This window comes from Chryseobacterium sp. G0162 (assembly GCF_003815715.1).
In the GTDB taxonomy this organism is placed as follows: domain Bacteria; phylum Bacteroidota; class Bacteroidia; order Flavobacteriales; family Weeksellaceae; genus Chryseobacterium.
On sequence record NZ_CP033922.1, the window covers coordinates 3,857,029 to 3,871,831 of the forward strand.

The 14,803-nt window shown below is 33.0% G+C and carries 14 protein-coding genes and 3 tRNA genes; 5 read left to right on the top strand and 12 right to left on the bottom strand.

Features of this window, described 5'->3' with window-relative positions:
- Window positions 1-117 precede the first annotated feature (117 nt).
- Both EG344_RS17385 and EG344_RS17390 read right to left on the bottom strand, forming a co-directional pair.
- Window positions 118-190 (bottom strand) — tRNA-Phe (locus EG344_RS17385).
- 202 nt (window positions 191-392) lie between these two features.
- Window positions 393-854 carry a hypothetical protein gene (locus EG344_RS17390; RefSeq protein ID WP_123910647.1) on the bottom strand — a complete coding sequence of 154 codons (462 nt, stop codon included), beginning with the start codon at window positions 852-854 and terminating at the stop codon, window positions 393-395.
- A 276-nt stretch (window positions 855-1,130) separates the two neighbouring features.
- On the opposite strand from EG344_RS17390, the gene EG344_RS17395 reads away from it, so the two are divergent.
- Window positions 1,131-2,126 carry a class I SAM-dependent methyltransferase gene (locus EG344_RS17395; protein ID WP_123910648.1) on the top strand — a complete coding sequence of 332 codons (996 nt, stop codon included), beginning with the start codon at window positions 1,131-1,133 and terminating at the stop codon, window positions 2,124-2,126.
- Window positions 2,127-2,221: 95 nt separating this feature from the next.
- On the opposite strand, the gene EG344_RS17400 is transcribed toward EG344_RS17395, so the two are convergent.
- Window positions 2,222-2,294 (bottom strand) — tRNA-Phe (locus EG344_RS17400).
- A 262-nt stretch (window positions 2,295-2,556) separates the two neighbouring features.
- Between EG344_RS17400 and EG344_RS24020 the strand changes: the two genes are divergently transcribed.
- Window positions 2,557-2,709, top strand: coding sequence for a hypothetical protein (locus tag EG344_RS24020; protein WP_164464456.1), 153 nt, complete (start codon window positions 2,557-2,559; stop codon window positions 2,707-2,709).
- A gap of 95 nt (window positions 2,710-2,804) precedes the next feature.
- Here the strand turns inward: EG344_RS24020 and EG344_RS17405 are convergent.
- From EG344_RS17405 to EG344_RS17415, 3 genes are all read right to left on the bottom strand, one after another.
- Window positions 2,805-2,877, bottom strand: a tRNA-Phe gene (locus tag EG344_RS17405).
- A gap of 108 nt (window positions 2,878-2,985) precedes the next feature.
- Window positions 2,986-4,827 (bottom strand): lysophospholipid acyltransferase family protein, encoded by a 1,842-nt coding sequence (locus EG344_RS17410; protein WP_123910649.1) that lies wholly within the window; start codon window positions 4,825-4,827, stop codon window positions 2,986-2,988.
- A gap of 22 nt (window positions 4,828-4,849) precedes the next feature.
- Window positions 4,850-6,088 carry an aspartate kinase gene (locus tag EG344_RS17415; RefSeq protein ID WP_123910650.1) on the bottom strand — a complete coding sequence of 413 codons (1,239 nt, stop codon included), beginning with the start codon at window positions 6,086-6,088 and terminating at the stop codon, window positions 4,850-4,852.
- Window positions 6,089-6,684: 596 nt separating this feature from the next.
- Between EG344_RS17415 and fbp the strand changes: the two genes are divergently transcribed.
- Together fbp and EG344_RS17425 are read left to right on the top strand one after the other, a co-directional pair.
- Window positions 6,685-7,701 carry a class 1 fructose-bisphosphatase gene (fbp, locus tag EG344_RS17420; protein WP_068944199.1) on the top strand — a complete coding sequence of 339 codons (1,017 nt, stop codon included), beginning with the start codon at window positions 6,685-6,687 and terminating at the stop codon, window positions 7,699-7,701.
- Window positions 7,701-8,705 (top strand): o-succinylbenzoate synthase, encoded by a 1,005-nt coding sequence (locus EG344_RS17425; RefSeq protein ID WP_123910651.1) that lies wholly within the window; start codon window positions 7,701-7,703, stop codon window positions 8,703-8,705. The genes fbp and EG344_RS17425 overlap by 1 nt, the downstream gene beginning before the upstream one ends.
- On the opposite strand, the gene EG344_RS24025 is transcribed toward EG344_RS17425, so the two are convergent.
- The 6 genes from EG344_RS24025 to EG344_RS17430 all read right to left on the bottom strand — a co-directional run bounded on the left by EG344_RS24025 (window position 8,706) and on the right by EG344_RS17430 (window position 11,634).
- Complete coding sequence (locus EG344_RS24025) at window positions 8,706-8,858, bottom strand: bacteriocin-like protein (protein WP_164464457.1); 153 nt, start codon at window positions 8,856-8,858, stop codon at window positions 8,706-8,708.
- A 154-nt stretch (window positions 8,859-9,012) separates the two neighbouring features.
- Window positions 9,013-9,165, bottom strand: a complete 153-nt coding sequence (locus EG344_RS24030; RefSeq protein WP_164464458.1) for a bacteriocin-like protein — start codon at window positions 9,163-9,165, stop codon at window positions 9,013-9,015.
- Window positions 9,166-9,221: 56 nt separating this feature from the next.
- Window positions 9,222-9,392, bottom strand: a complete 171-nt coding sequence (locus tag EG344_RS24035) for a hypothetical protein (protein ID WP_164464362.1) — start codon at window positions 9,390-9,392, stop codon at window positions 9,222-9,224.
- A gap of 39 nt (window positions 9,393-9,431) precedes the next feature.
- The gene (locus tag EG344_RS24040; RefSeq protein WP_164464459.1) at window positions 9,432-9,602 is read right to left on the bottom strand and encodes a bacteriocin-like protein; all 171 of its coding nucleotides are present in this window, start codon (window positions 9,600-9,602) and stop codon (window positions 9,432-9,434) included.
- Between the two features lie 256 nt (window positions 9,603-9,858).
- Window positions 9,859-10,026, bottom strand: coding sequence for a bacteriocin-like protein (locus EG344_RS24045; RefSeq protein WP_164464460.1), 168 nt, complete (start codon window positions 10,024-10,026; stop codon window positions 9,859-9,861).
- 477 nt (window positions 10,027-10,503) lie between these two features.
- Entirely contained in the window at window positions 10,504-11,634 is a 1,131-nt protein-coding gene (locus tag EG344_RS17430) for an alpha/beta hydrolase (protein WP_123910652.1), read from the bottom strand.
- A gap of 108 nt (window positions 11,635-11,742) precedes the next feature.
- Here EG344_RS17430 and EG344_RS17435 point away from each other — a divergent pair, with 108 nt between their 5' ends.
- The gene (locus EG344_RS17435) at window positions 11,743-14,751 is read left to right on the top strand and encodes a G-protein coupled receptor (RefSeq protein ID WP_123910653.1); all 3,009 of its coding nucleotides are present in this window, start codon (window positions 11,743-11,745) and stop codon (window positions 14,749-14,751) included.
- The last annotated feature ends 52 nt before the right edge of the window (window positions 14,752-14,803 follow it).

The following is a 14,803-nucleotide window of genomic DNA, read 5'->3' on the forward strand; positions in this document are numbered from 1 at the left end:
AATATAACTTTTCAATATAAAGACTCCCTCAAATTTAATTTGAGGGAGTTTATTGTTGATCAAAAATATTAATTATATAAAAACAAAAAAACCTCTGACTGATCAGAGGCTTTAAAGTGGTTTCTCCAGGAATCGAACCAGGGACACATGGATTTTCAATCCATTGCTCTACCAACTGAGCTAAGAAACCATATATTTAGTATTGACTTACTTCGTTGTTTTAAAGTGTTGCAAAAGTATAACATTTTGTAATACCGCGCAAGTTTTTCTTGGTGTTTTTTCTGAGAAAATATTGTATTTATCTGTTTTTAATTCCAAGAGCTTGCTCATCAGTGACTTGTTAATTGTACTTTAATCGTGAAAATAGTACCTTACTTATTATATGATCGCTTTTAATGAATATCCTTTCTGTAAAAAGTAATGTTGTAAGATGTTTCAGAAGCTCCGGGAAATTTTACTTCACAAAGTTTAGCAAAATATTCTTTTGATTGGTAAGAAGAGCAGACATCTTTGTCGCTGGAGGTAGAACCTTTCAGATTAAACCCTGTTGTATGGATTTCGTTCTGTATATTTTCAAAATTATTTTTGTCTTCAGGAACATAGGAGATCACAACACTTTGACTATCTAATATCCGCATTACAACCATGGTGCGGCTCAGTTTTCCTTTTTCATAGTAAACTTGTTTTGTGCCATCGCCTGTTGCTCTTTCCTGTCTGAAAGTATAGCCTTTATTTTTTATGTATTCGATATTTTTATCAATTTTGTTACTGGCCAAAAAAGAAAGGTCTTTATAATTCAATTGTGCCATACACAGTAATGGCGATAATAAAAGAAGAAGGATTAAATTTTTCATAAACTATTTTGGATTAAAGGAGAGAGCAATAAATGTTTTATATTTAATTTTAAAATAATAGTTCATTAATTGATTGTGCTTTTCAAATGTAGAAAGTTTTTGAATAAAAAGCTAACAAAAAACTCAGAATCATTCAGATGCATACTCCGTTTTCATTGTTGTTTTGTTGTATGACTTTTTTAATGAATAATGGTTGAGAATAGATCATGTTGATGAGAAAGAATATTTTTTCCATTCTTTTATTTTTTAATTAACTTGCAAAGATAAAAATTAGCAATGCGCCTTTTAACATTAGAAGACATCAGAGATATTTATATTAAATTTCATCAAAGAGGATTACCTTTTCTATTCTCTAAATTAAAAATTGATTCTTATCAAAGAACTAAAAGTGCCTTTAATGTAAAAGAAATTGAATCAGCTAATTTTTGGAGTATTCCCGAAGTGAGATCAAGATGGAATAAACTGGTTACGGGAGATATCAATAAAACGTATGAAGAATATCTCAGCGAAAATTATTTTCAGGATTCAGCAGAGATAAAAGTGCTGGCTTTAGGTTCAGGAGGTTGTAGCCACGAACTTCGCTTAGCAGAACTTAATCCTCATTGGAAAATAGATTGCTTTGATTTTTCAGATAAACTTCTCTCCATTGCAAGTGGGATTGCAAAAGATAAAGGTCTGCGTAACATTTCTTTTCATGCAGAAAATGTTTTGACGTATGATTTTGAGCCGGGAAAATATGATATTGTTTTTTTTCATGCCTCTCTCCATCATTTTGAAAATATTTTTCAATTCTTAAAAGATGTGGTCATTAAAAGTTTAAAACCTACAGGCTGCTTAATTATTAATGAATTTGTTGGAAAAAATAGACTTCAGTATTCCAAACAGCAAATTCAATATATCAATAAGGCTTTGAAACTTATCCCTCAGCAATATAAAAGGATATATAAAACAAATCTTTTTAAAAATAATTACTATGGAAGTGGGGTTGTAAGAATGATTATTGCAGATCCTTCAGAATGTGTAGATTCTGAAAGTATAATGCCTGCTATTCATGAATATTTTGAAGTTGTTGACGAAAAAGCAATGGGGAACAATCTCCTGCAAAGTGTATTTAAAGATATTGCACATCATTTTGTAGGAAATGAGATGCCAGATTCTGAAAAACAAAGAATATTAAAGGATATTTTCCAATTAGAAGATGATTTCCTGAAATCAAATCCAAGCGATTTTGTATTTGGAATATATCAGGTAAAAGGAAGCCATGCTGTTTAGAATAAACGTATTCTTTTTTTAATAACTTTTAGGACATTTAATCCTATGATTCTATATAAAATAAAAAGCCTCTGAATATTCAGAGGCTTTTCAAGTGGTTTCTCCAGGAATCGAACCAGGGACACATGGATTTTCAATCCATTGCTCTACCAACTGAGCTAAGAAACCATTATATTGTTGATTTACTTTGTCGTTTTTAAAGTGGTGCAAAATTATACTATTTTGTAATACTATGCAAGTTTTTATGTGTTTTTCTCTGTTATTATTCGATATTAAAATCCTTTGGATTTCTTTTTTGAATCTTTTTAGCAAGAATCTTATTGTGTCTGAATTGATTATCGAAATACAACACTTTTTTATATTATATTCGAATCGTCGGGAGATAGGATGAACATCTTTATTTAATATATATCAATCCAAAAAAAAGCTAATGAATGAAAAAAGTAAAATTCTTTTTATTCATTGGCCCGATGAAGGATATTTATTCCTGCAAAAAGAACCTAAAAATAATAAAGTCATCATCAATGATGTTAAGGCTGTTATAGTCGATAGAAATGCTGTTAAAAGATTAACAGAAGAATAAAATGCTACAATATAAATTAGTAACCTTAATCAGATATATAATTTGTAGACAAATAACAAAACAAAAAAACCTCTGACTAATCAGAGGTTTTCAAGTGGTTTCTCCAGGAATCGAACCAGGGACACATGGATTTTCAATCCATTGCTCTACCAACTGAGCTAAGAAACCATTATATTTTGTTTGACTTACTTCGTTGTTTTAAAGTGATGCAAAAGTAGTAAGTTTTAGTATACAAAGCAAGTATTCATCGTGCTTTTTTTAATTAAAACTAAAAACTTATTGATTATCAGCTGGATTATTTTCCTGCTCCTTTCTGATTTGTTCACTCATTTCCTCCAGTACAGGTTTTATCGTACTTTCAGGAAGATCACTGATTCTAATATACATCAATCCGTCAATAGCATCATTAAAGTTCGGGTCAACATTAAATGCAATTACTTTGGCATTCTGTTTAATGTATTTTTTGATCAGAACAGGTAATCTTAATTCAGGTTCCAGGTCGTCAATAATCTTATCCAATTTGTTAAGATCTGATTCCATTTCGTCAAAGAAAAGACTTTTGTCTCTGTCTCGAAGCTTTACCTTATACTCATTTCTCGGAGTGATATACTGAGCTACTGCGGAATCAAAATAATTAGAACGCATAAACTCAATCATCAGAGATTTGGAGAACTCAGAGAACTTATTCGAGATACTTACTCCTCCCATCAGGAATTTATGATCAGGGTTTCTAAGGCATACATGTACAATTCCTCTCCATAAAAGGAAAAGGGGAAGTGGCTTCTGCTGATATTCCTGACAGATGTATGCACGGCCCATTTCAATTACCTTTTTAAAGAAAGGGTGAATATCTTGCTCAAATTCAAATAAGGAGCTTGTATAAAAGCCTTTGATACCATATTTCTTCATTACCTCTCTACCCAAAGCCATTCTATAAGCTCCAGCCAGCTTTTTCTCACCATTATCCCAAAGGAAAAGGTGATGGTAATGCTTATCATATTCATCAAGGTCAAACGGAAGATTACTTCCTTCTCCTACCGCACGGAAAGTTAATTCTCTCTGACGTCCGATCTCCCTCATAATTGAAGGAATTTCTTCATAGGTGGTAAAGTAAATCTCGTAGTTTCCGTTGCTGAACAGCATTTTTTCTGTTCCTCTTAGCTTATCAACATCTTTGACGATATCTTCTATAGGAGTTTCATCAATGATGTTCTGAACAATATTTTCTTCTTTTAACAAAGGAAATTTAACAGAGAGATTCTGAAGGTTAATGCTTTGAGCCAGAGATTTTCTTTTTTCGTAGTAAGATTTCATCATATAAACCTTACGTTTTAGAAATTCTCCCAGTTCCTCAATGGTTTCCATCTCATCCATCGCTTTTACAGAGATTGGTTTTCCAATCCTGATTCTGATAGGTTTCTCTCTATCATTCATCATTTCTGCAGGAAGCATAAGCGTTTGCAAACTTGGATGAAGTTTAGCTACCTGATAAAAAAGACGGCTGTTCTTTGCATGGAAATACATAGGAACAACGGGCACTTTAGCCATTCTGATAAGCTTAAGTGCCGTTTTTTCCCATTCTTTATCTAAAATTTCTCCATAAGGATTGTTTTTGTTAGAAACTTCTCCAGCAGGAAAAATACCTACGCAGCCTCCTTCCTGTAAATGCTTGAGTGTTTCACGCATTCCAGAAGAACTGCTGTAAGCTTCTTTTCTGTTTTCAAAAGGATTTACAGCGATTACGTACGGTTCCATAGGTTTGATCTTTTCCAAAAGGAAATTTCCCATTACCTTAAAATCCGGACGAACCTCCGATAAGATCTTGCACATCAGAATTCCGTCAATAGCACCCAGTGGATGATTGGAAACCAGAACAAACGGTCCGGTTTTCGGAATTTTTGCCAGATCCTCTTCAAAAGCTACATAGCTTAGGTTTCTTTCTCTTACAAATGAGTCGAAAAAGTCTTTGCCTTCCTTATCTTTTAGTTTATCGTATAGTCTATTTACTTCATTTATTTTAGCAATGCTCATCACAGCAGATGCTACTGGATTCTTTAGGAACCCAATTTTACTTAAGCCGGAAGCTTTGATCAGATCGTTTTTCGAAATTAAACTCATGTGTGTTTAGTCGCAATTAATATTATTGTGTTACCATTTGAAGTGTATTCTTGGAAATTTGTTCCAATAATACATTTTTTTCATGGTAAAATTTATCAATGTGATCCATCTTCGCATTTCTTACTGTGAATAAAGATACATTTTTAATTGCTTCGGTTTTAAAAATTTTTTGAAGCTCTTCGTTAAGCTCTTCAAGATGATTAAATTTATCCTCCAGACATAATGCCAGTGAAATAGCAGAATTCTGCATCAGGGAAACTTTGATCTTATATTTAGACAAGTGTCCGAATATCAAGCTCATATGATCTTCTGCGATGAAAGAGAAGTCTCTTGTCGAGATTTTTAAAAGATCCTGATTTTCTTTTAGGATATAAGATTCCTCCTGCTGGTTTTTGTCTGAAGCTCCTATTTTAGTGCCTTCTTTAGTAGGGTCTACAAAAGATTTGACATAAAAAGGAATGTTTTTTTGTTGCAAAGGTTGCAGCGTCTTCGGGTGAATTACGCTTGCTCCATAATAAGCCATTTCAATAGCCTCTTCATAAGAGATATTAGAAAGCAGAGATACATCACTAAATTTTCTAGGATCTCCGGTCATTACTCCCGGTACATCCTTCCAGATCGTCATGGCATCAGCATTTAAACAGTAAGCAAAAATAGCTCCTGAATAGTCAGAACCTTCTCTCCCTAGCGTTACTGTAAAATTATTTTCGTCTGAACCAATGAAACCTTGCGTTACATAGCAAAGTTCAGGATTTAAATTGGAAATAAACTCTTCAGTTTTTGTCCAGTCTACAACTCCCTCTCTGTAAGAGTTATCTGTTTTTACATAATCTCTTGCATCCAGCCATTGATTGGTAAATTGGATCTCATTCAGATACTCACTTACGATTTTGGTAGAAATCATTTCTCCGCAGCTTACCACCTGGTCATATACAAAGTTGTAATTGGGAGACTTATTTCTTCTTAAGAAAGAATCAATATCGTCAAAAAAGAGATTGATTTCAGCAAAAACCGCATGATTTTCAGGAAAAAGACCCTCCGCAATCTCAATGTGTTTTCGTTTTATCTTTTCAATCTCAGTTTGATAGTTATCCTTCTTGAAATAAAGTTCTACAACTTTTTCCAACTCATTGGTCGTTTTGCCCATTGCTGAAATTACCAGCAAACATTTGGCAAATCCCTGGCTTTCTAGAACCATGGACACATTTTTCACACTGTCGGCGTCTTTCACAGACGCGCCACCAAACTTGAAAATTTTCATTAAATTGTTAAAAATAAAATTGTTAGATAAAAATTACATGAGTTTTTTACGGACGACAAAATTATAAATTTACAGCGAGATATGAAATAGGCTGATGATACCGTTGAATTAAGATTTCCTTAAAATACCCTTGAATAAAATAGTTGGTCATGGTTGAATGCAGGAATAGAGGGAATTAAGATATCGTTAAGACTCTTATTTGTTCCATATATTATTTAATATTTATTTATTGAACTTCAAAAAGTGAGAGAACATCTATAATGTTTGAACTTCAATAGAAATGTACTTTAGCCTATTTAATAAAAAATAAAAATTCAGCTGGCTTTTGCAAAAACCTAAACTTGGGTTGAAAAAATAGGCAATAGAAGTAGGCCTGTTTTTCCATTCTATATTTATGCTTTACATTAAAATAAATTATCTGAATTTTTCATTGGTTTGGGATAACGAAATGGGGGAGAAATGATTAGCTGATATTTATTATTATGTTTTGTTGGGTTTGTATTATGTTGATATACAGTGTTTAATCTCTTTTGTAATTAAATTTTCTTAATGCAATAAATTTTCCGAAATTTGGGGGAAAAGTAAAAAGAAAAAATATGTCAAATCAACCATTACAGACTTTAGGAGAATTTCTTATCGATAAGCAGGACGATTTTCAATATTCAACAGGTGAATTTTCTCGTCTTCTGAGTGCTATAAGATTGGCTTCAAAAGTGGTTAATAGAGAAGTAAATAAAGCCGGAATTGTAGATATTACAGGAGCTGCAGGAAACCAGAATATTCAAGGGGAAGAACAGCAGAAACTGGATGTCATTGCAAATGAAATTTTTATTACAGCTTTGTCTCAAAGAGAGGTTGTTTGTGGTATTGCTTCTGAGGAAAATGATGATTTTATTGATATTAAATGTGGAGAAAACGGTCATTTAAGTAAATATGTGGTGTTGATTGATCCTTTGGATGGGTCTTCAAACATCGATGTGAATGTTTCCGTAGGAACCATTTTCTCAATTTACAGAAGAGTTACCGAACCGGGAACACCTGTACAGCTTGAAGATTTCTTACAAAAAGGAGTGAATCAGATTGCAGCAGGATATGTAATCTACGGATCTTCTACCATGATTGTTTATACAACAGGAAACGGAGTGAATGGATTTACATTAGATCCTTCTTTGGGAACTTATTATCTTTCTCATCCAAACATGACTTTCCCTAAAACAGGAAAGATCTATTCTATCAACGAAGGAAACTATATCAAATTCCCTCAGGGAGTAAAAAATTATCTTAAATATTGCCAGATGGAAGAAGGCGACCGCCCGTATACTTCCAGGTATATCGGTTCTTTGGTGGCAGATTTCCATAGAAATATGCTGAAAGGTGGAATTTATATTTATCCATCTTATTCTCAGGCACCTAATGGTAAGTTAAGGTTATTATACGAATGTAATCCAATGGCTTTCCTTGCAGAGCAGGCTGGGGGAAAAGCTACAGATGGTTTCAGAAGAATTCTGGAAGTAGAACCTACAGAACTTCACCAGAGAATTCCGTTTTTCTGCGGAAGCATCGACATGGTGGAGAAAGCAGAAGAGTTTATGCGTATTGACAGCGTAAAATAATGAAAGCATCCTATTTTAAATATGTATTAGAATTCAAACGCCCGAGTGGAACATCTCGTGGCGTTTTGCTTGATAAGGAGACCTTTATCCTTGAAATTTCAGAAGATGGAAAGAAAGGAATAGGAGAGTGTGCAGTCTTCAGAGGGCTGAGCTTTGATGATAAGCCGGACTATGAAGAAAAGTTAATATGGCTTTGTGAAAATATTGACCTAAATCCGGATTTCTTAAAAGAAGAATTAAAAGACTTTCCATCCATTTGGTTCGGATATGAACAGGCTGTTCAGAATCTAAAGTTGGATGAAAATCTTTATTTTCCAAGTGAGTTTACAGAAGGAAAATCTGCTATTACCATCAATGGGTTGATCTGGATGGGTGATGTTGGATATATGGAAGAACAGATCCAGGATAAACTCGAAAAAGGATTTCACTGCATTAAATTAAAAATTGGTGTCGATTGGAAATCTGAACATATTATTCTTCAGGAATTAAGAAGGAAATTTTCAAAAGAGCAGCTGGAGCTCCGGGTAGATGCTAATGGTGGCTTCAGTATAGATGAAGCTGGAATAGTTCTGCAACAATTGGCAGATTTACATATTCATTCTATTGAACAGCCTATTAAAGCCGGAAATTGGAAGGGTATGGCAGAATTGTGTGCTCAGACGCCTACTCCTATTGCTCTGGATGAGGAATTGATTGGAATTACAGACTTGGAAGAGAAGAAAAAGCTTTTAGAAACCATAAAGCCGCAGTATATTATTTTGAAACCTGCGCTAGTAGGAGGTTTTGCTGGTTCCGATGAATGGATTTCCCTGGCAGAGGAGCAGAATATTGGGTGGTGGATTACTTCAGCATTGGAAAGTAATATCGGCTTAAATGCCATTGCACAATATACCTTCACAAAAAAAAGCCCAATGCCACAAGGTTTAGGCACCGGAGCTTTATTTACAAATAATTTCGAATCCAATCTGGAGCTTAGAAATGAGCTGTTGTGGTTCAAAAAATAATTAGCAAGTTGGGTTACCTGAATGTTCCCAATCCCATTCTTTGCAACATCTGGCTCTGGAGTCCCATATATTGCAACCTATGGGTACAACCGGAATATTTCCTCCGTTAATGATTTTCAATTCTCTTTTTTCTAATTTTTTTAGATTTTTCATAATTAATTTTTTTTATGATGAGGTAATTGGATCTTGACTTAATAAAAAACTCCAATGTTATAAAGTTTTAAGCATTGGAGTTTTATGAATCAATAATTCTGATTCAGCTTAGATCTCAGAAATGAGTCATAATAGTTCAATATATAAAATGGAATTAGCAAGTTGGCCTGCCTTGATTCTCCAAATCCCATTCTTTGCAACATCTTGCTCTAAAATCCCATCTGTCACAGCCTATAGGGATTTCCGGGGTATTTCCTCCATTAATTTTTTTTAATTCTCTTTTTTCTAGTTTTCTTAGATTTTTCATAATAAATATTTTAAATAGTTTGTTGGTTTAGCTCTTAATACAAGAATGCCGTTAAATTAAAAAGGACTGTCCGGGCAAACAGGTTTGTCCGATGATTCAGGAAGCCATTGTCTGCAGCATCTCAATCTTGTATCCCAATTCATACAGTCACGAGGGATAACTCCTCCTTTGATCATTTTCAATTCTCTTTTGCTTAGTTTTTTTGAGTTATTCTGTAGATTTTTCATGATTGTTATTTAATAGTTTTTATTGAGTGATGAATAAGATTAGCCACAAAATGGTGGTGGGGCATCTGGGCATGTAGGACTGTTACAGTATTCTGTTTGCCACTCCCTACAACATCTTTTTCCTGCATCCCACGTGTCACAGCCAATAGGAATATCTCCTCCTTTGACGATTTTTAGTTCTGCTCTCTGAAGTCTTTTTAGATTTTTCATAACTGATATTTTTAAATAATTGATAATTAGGCATAGTTTGGGAATGAAATTATTCAGGAGATGTAAGGGAAGGGGGAACCCCAAAATTTACAGTATGCTGTAGAATAATTTCATCTCAGAGCCAATAGAAGAGTATTAATAAAAAATCCAATGCCACAAAGTTTAGGCATTGGAGCTTTATTTGTAAATAATTTCGAATCCCGTTTTAATCTCAGAAAGAGTTTATTTGGGCTCAAAATAGGAATGAAGTAATTAATTAGCAATATGGAGGAGGTGAATCCGGACAAGTGGTACCACCACAGTAGCCTTCTGCCCATGCTCTACAACAAGCTGCAGCCGGATTCCAGTTATTACATCCCAGTGGAGGTCTTCCTCCATTAATTCTCTTTAATTCTCCTTTGTTTAATTTTCTTAGATTTTTCATTGTATATATTTTAATTTGTTTGATAAGTAAATATCTAAAATCATTTTAAATTATACAATATGTGGTGAATTAATTTATTGATTTTTAACAGAATAATAGAATTTTTATATCAATATATCAAAAGTGAAAGTTGAAATATATTAATCATCATTCATAAAAAAGTCACTAACAAAAATCCCTGCAAAATAATGTAGGAATTATAATAATGGAGTCCGGAGATATTTAAAGGGGTAAAGTAATTATAGGGTCGGATAATTAATTGTTTTTTTAAAAAGGTTATTATTCATTTAAATCACATCTTTTACGAAAATGGCTTTCTTTATATAACTTAAAATATATGAAAACCTTTTTTTTATATTTTTCATGATAAAAAAATTGTAATTCTCTATTATTTGAATTGGCAATCATTATGCCATTTATAAGGTCAGTGTCAACTTTAACATAAGGCTGATTTTATAGGATTTTTTTAATTAATCGTTAAGAAATAATTGTGAAAATATTTTCGTTATTTTTAATTCTATTGCTAATAAGATTCCTATCTACTCCATATAAATTTTGAAAAATATCATTCTGTACCTGCGAACTGGAAAGGTATCCCCAATGGTTTCCGACTTCAAATTTAAAACTGCTTAATACATCATCTTTCACGAAAGTACAATCGACGATAGAAACGATATCTTTATAAGGCGTAATATCACTCGGTCCGTTTTTACCAAGTCTTGGGGTAAGAATATTCTTGGTAAACTGGGAGACTCCCAGGATGAGATCCTGCCTGTTCAGATAAATAGAAATCCGGTTAGCCAGCAGAGGTAATTTATTGAAAGAATCCTCAGAGTCTTCAAATACTTTATAAGAAACATCAGCATTCAAAAGAATGACTTGATCAATTACTCTAAGAATATTTTCCCTTTTTAAACTGTATAACATACTTTGAAGAACTCTGTTTCCCATAGAATGAGCCATAATGTGAATTCTCTGGTTGCATGGGATCAGATCACGATTGGAAAAAATATCCTTTAAAAACTGAGTGTAAAAATAGAAGAGCCTCAACAATGATGTTCCGGAGTTGATGCTTGATGCCTTGTCATCAAAATAGCTCAATGGAATAATACTGCCGGAAGCCGGCCAGCTCACAAATAAAATATGTTCAACAGGAGAAGCGGGATTGTCAATGAATATTTTTTTTAGATCAAGAATAGCCTTTAATTCATCATCAAAGTCATACAGATAACCATGGATGAATATTAGAACATCACTTCTGTCCTTGGTGGCAGACATATTTTTGTATAATTCGTAGAATAGTCGTTGGGTTCCGCCAAGATTATTGGCTGTAAGGGGAGAGGATTGAATCCCTTTTTCATTCAGTAAAACGTTCAAAACTTCTTCATAGCCTTGCTTTTCAGGTTCAGAGAACAATTTGTAATTCAGAATGTTTCTGTTGGTATAGTCTTTTTTCTTTTTGGCCGCAGCTGTAGGTTCCTTATAACTGTCAAAATCACATTTTGCAATCCTGAAGTTAGGAATTGAATATTCGTCATTGGAAAAAGAATCTACTTTTTCGCCTTTATGACGGACGATTTTCCGATTGCTTAAGATGTAAACGGCCATGATTAGTTTTTTATAAAGTTAATAAAAATAATGAATCAAAATACCCCTTTCGGGTGATTTGTTAAAACTCCTGGTTTAGGTAATTTTAATACCACTAAAACTAATACCATGGAAACCTTTATCTACTATGTGGAAAAGATTTATAATACCATTAAAGCGAATGGGATTTATATCTTTTTGTCTGTTTTCTTTGTTTTTTTACTATTCGTAGTTTCAGATGTAAGTAATGATTTTATTTATGCTTTGAGTGATGCTGGAAATCTACCTAATGTTTTTTATATTGTGTTAGCATTTATATTGCTTACTATTTCCTTATGGGTGATTCCTGGAGCATTTTTAAAAACATTTTTAGGTTCTAAAACAGAACCTAAGGTCGTAGAATTTTATTATCGTGGTTTCGAAAAGATTTATAACGGCCGGAGAAACAAAAAACGCAACCAGGTTCCGGTAAAGTATATAGCGATAGCTCCCTGGATTATTTACAACACTACATTAGTGGTGTGTTTGGCAAAATCTTTAGTTGAGTTGATAAAGAAAGAGGAACGTAAAGAGTGGATGGATAAAGACTTAACATATATTGCCTTATTTGTACTTATATTGTTTTTATCCTTTACTGTTTTAGCTGTATTAAATCAAAAGTCAAGTAAGCTATATCGTCTTTTTATAGCCAATAGAAATCACAAAAAGGTATTGAATGCATTTTTGATGTTTTTTGTTATTTTTCTTGTATTTCCGTTAATAGTTTTCATTTTTAAAGATGTACAATTGGAATTAAGTACAGAAATATCCTATTGCTACTTTTTGATTGCTCTGATCATCTACAATTTCTTATGCATTTTGATGACATTTTTATTTTTGATTTATAAGGAAAAAGAGAGAGCAGATACAAAATCCAGATATGAATTCAGTAGAAAAATTCATCGAGCAGTACTGATTTTGAGTGGACTTTTTTTATTAATTTTCTGTGTGCTGAGTTTATATTCCAAGCTGATATGGATATCTCCTACAGTGATATTAATTATTGTTTCTGCTGTTTTGGTATTGGTCTTTGAATTATTATATACAACTCCAAGAATTATTATTACGATCAGCTATAGCAGAAAGAAACCAACAGCTAAATATGATTGGCAGGAGTACATTTTTTTTGGAAGTTTGGTTCTGCTTGCTCTCTATTTTTTACTTCTTCAGGATAAAAAAATCTACATGATAAAAAGATCAAATCAAGATGTATCTCAATTTGAAAAAAAGGCAAATACATTAATTGATAATAGAGATACCTTAGAAGACAGATTTTATGAATGGCTACGTCATAATCATCATATTGATGATCCAAATAATAATGAACCTATTGATGTGTTTCTTATTTCCGGGCAAGGAGGTGGCTCTACAGCTGGAACATGGCTGCTTTCGGGACTACTTAATGCGGATGCTACCAATCCTCAGTTTTATAAAAATATTTTTAGTATTTCCACTGTTTCAGGATCATCGAATGGAGCCAATTTTTACCTTGCCATTAAAACTAATAATGTTTTGTCTGAAGATATCGACGCCAGTTTTATGAAGGAAGAACGGGATAATATAGTACGTAAAATTTATAACAGGAATTATTTTAGCAGCAATTTTTTAGGGTTGATGTTTTCTGATTTCACGATTAATCCTCTTATTTCCATTTCCAGTAAAAAGGTTGATCGAAATTATATCCTGCAAAAGGAAGAAGCCAATGCGATGGTGGAAGCTGCTGAATTAGTACATGCAAAGAATTTGGATTCTGTTAGATCTTATTTTGATCAGGATTATTTCAATTTGTGGTATCCTAAAAATAAGATGAGTTCATCAAAACCTTTAAATCCTTTACTTTTTCTTAATACAACATTAATGAATACAGGCGAGAAAGCTATTTTTTCTCCTGTTAAGTTTTGTAATCAAGGGATTCGCGCAAAAGATATTGCTGAAGAATTTGCCAAAACAAAAGAAGGTAATAGTAGTTATATTCCCATTTCTGCTGCCGTTGCTCAAAGTCAGGCATTTCCAATATTAAGTACCTATAATTTGGTGCCCGGAATAGGAAATCTTGGTGATGGTGGGTTTTATGAAAACACAGGAACATCTACTACACTGGCTGTTTATAAAAAGCTCAAAAGGTATTATAAAAAAGACCTTGCAGATCTATATCCCAATAGACAAATCCGGTTCATACTTATGTGTTTCATTTCAGAAGATGAGGGAGAATTAAAAAAGAAAAAAAATATAGAACCTGCTAAAGAAAATACCTTTAATATTTTTGGTAAATCTATGATCTATTATACGATAAGCCAAACGTATAAAACTCCTTTTAAAGGACATGCTGAAGATGCATTGAAAGCATTAGAAGAAGAAGTGAATATGTCAAAGCAAGAAGAAGGAAGTATTGATGAATATTTACCCCTCAAAAATTCTGAGAAATTTGCTACCACAAGGTTAATTAGTACAAAAACAATTAACGAAATGCTTCAGTATGGAAGAAAAGATAAGGGTGCGGGAGTTATTATTGGTAATTTAAAAAGAATAGAAGCTAGTCGGAATGATTATTTCGCAAAGAATAAAGAAGCTTCGGATAGCAGAAGGATAGCACAAGCTAAAACTAATAATATCTTGACCTCTAATATTCTGGCACAACAAAAAAATATAACGCGCGAATTGGACGAGAATGCTGTAAGATATAACAGGTTTTTGGATAGTATCTCCACTGCAGTACATAAAAATATTTTTGTGAATACTGATAAAAAGGTTTCTACAGTCTACCTTAATTATACTAAAAATGTTGATGAAAAGTTTGTTAATGATATCAGTAATTATATCCGCAATAAAGTAAGTGCCACAGTTTCTGAAGGAAGAAAAAACAACACCTATGTGTTTACGGTGCCAGGATATCAGAAAGTCTCTTTCTCAGGAGAAAATACGATACGGTATTTCAATATAGGAGATAAGGATTTGGCGGAAAGTCTTCAGAAAGAACTTTCTAAAAAAGGGGTTTATTTTGGGGTAAAGCCTGCTGGCTCTGAAAAAATATCAACTGTTGCTCCAAAAGGACGATTGGACATTTTAATCAATGATTTAAAAAATTATGAAAAAAGATAGTAAAGCTGTTATAAATTAGGGTTTTCTGAACCCCAAATTTTCCGTAACTTTG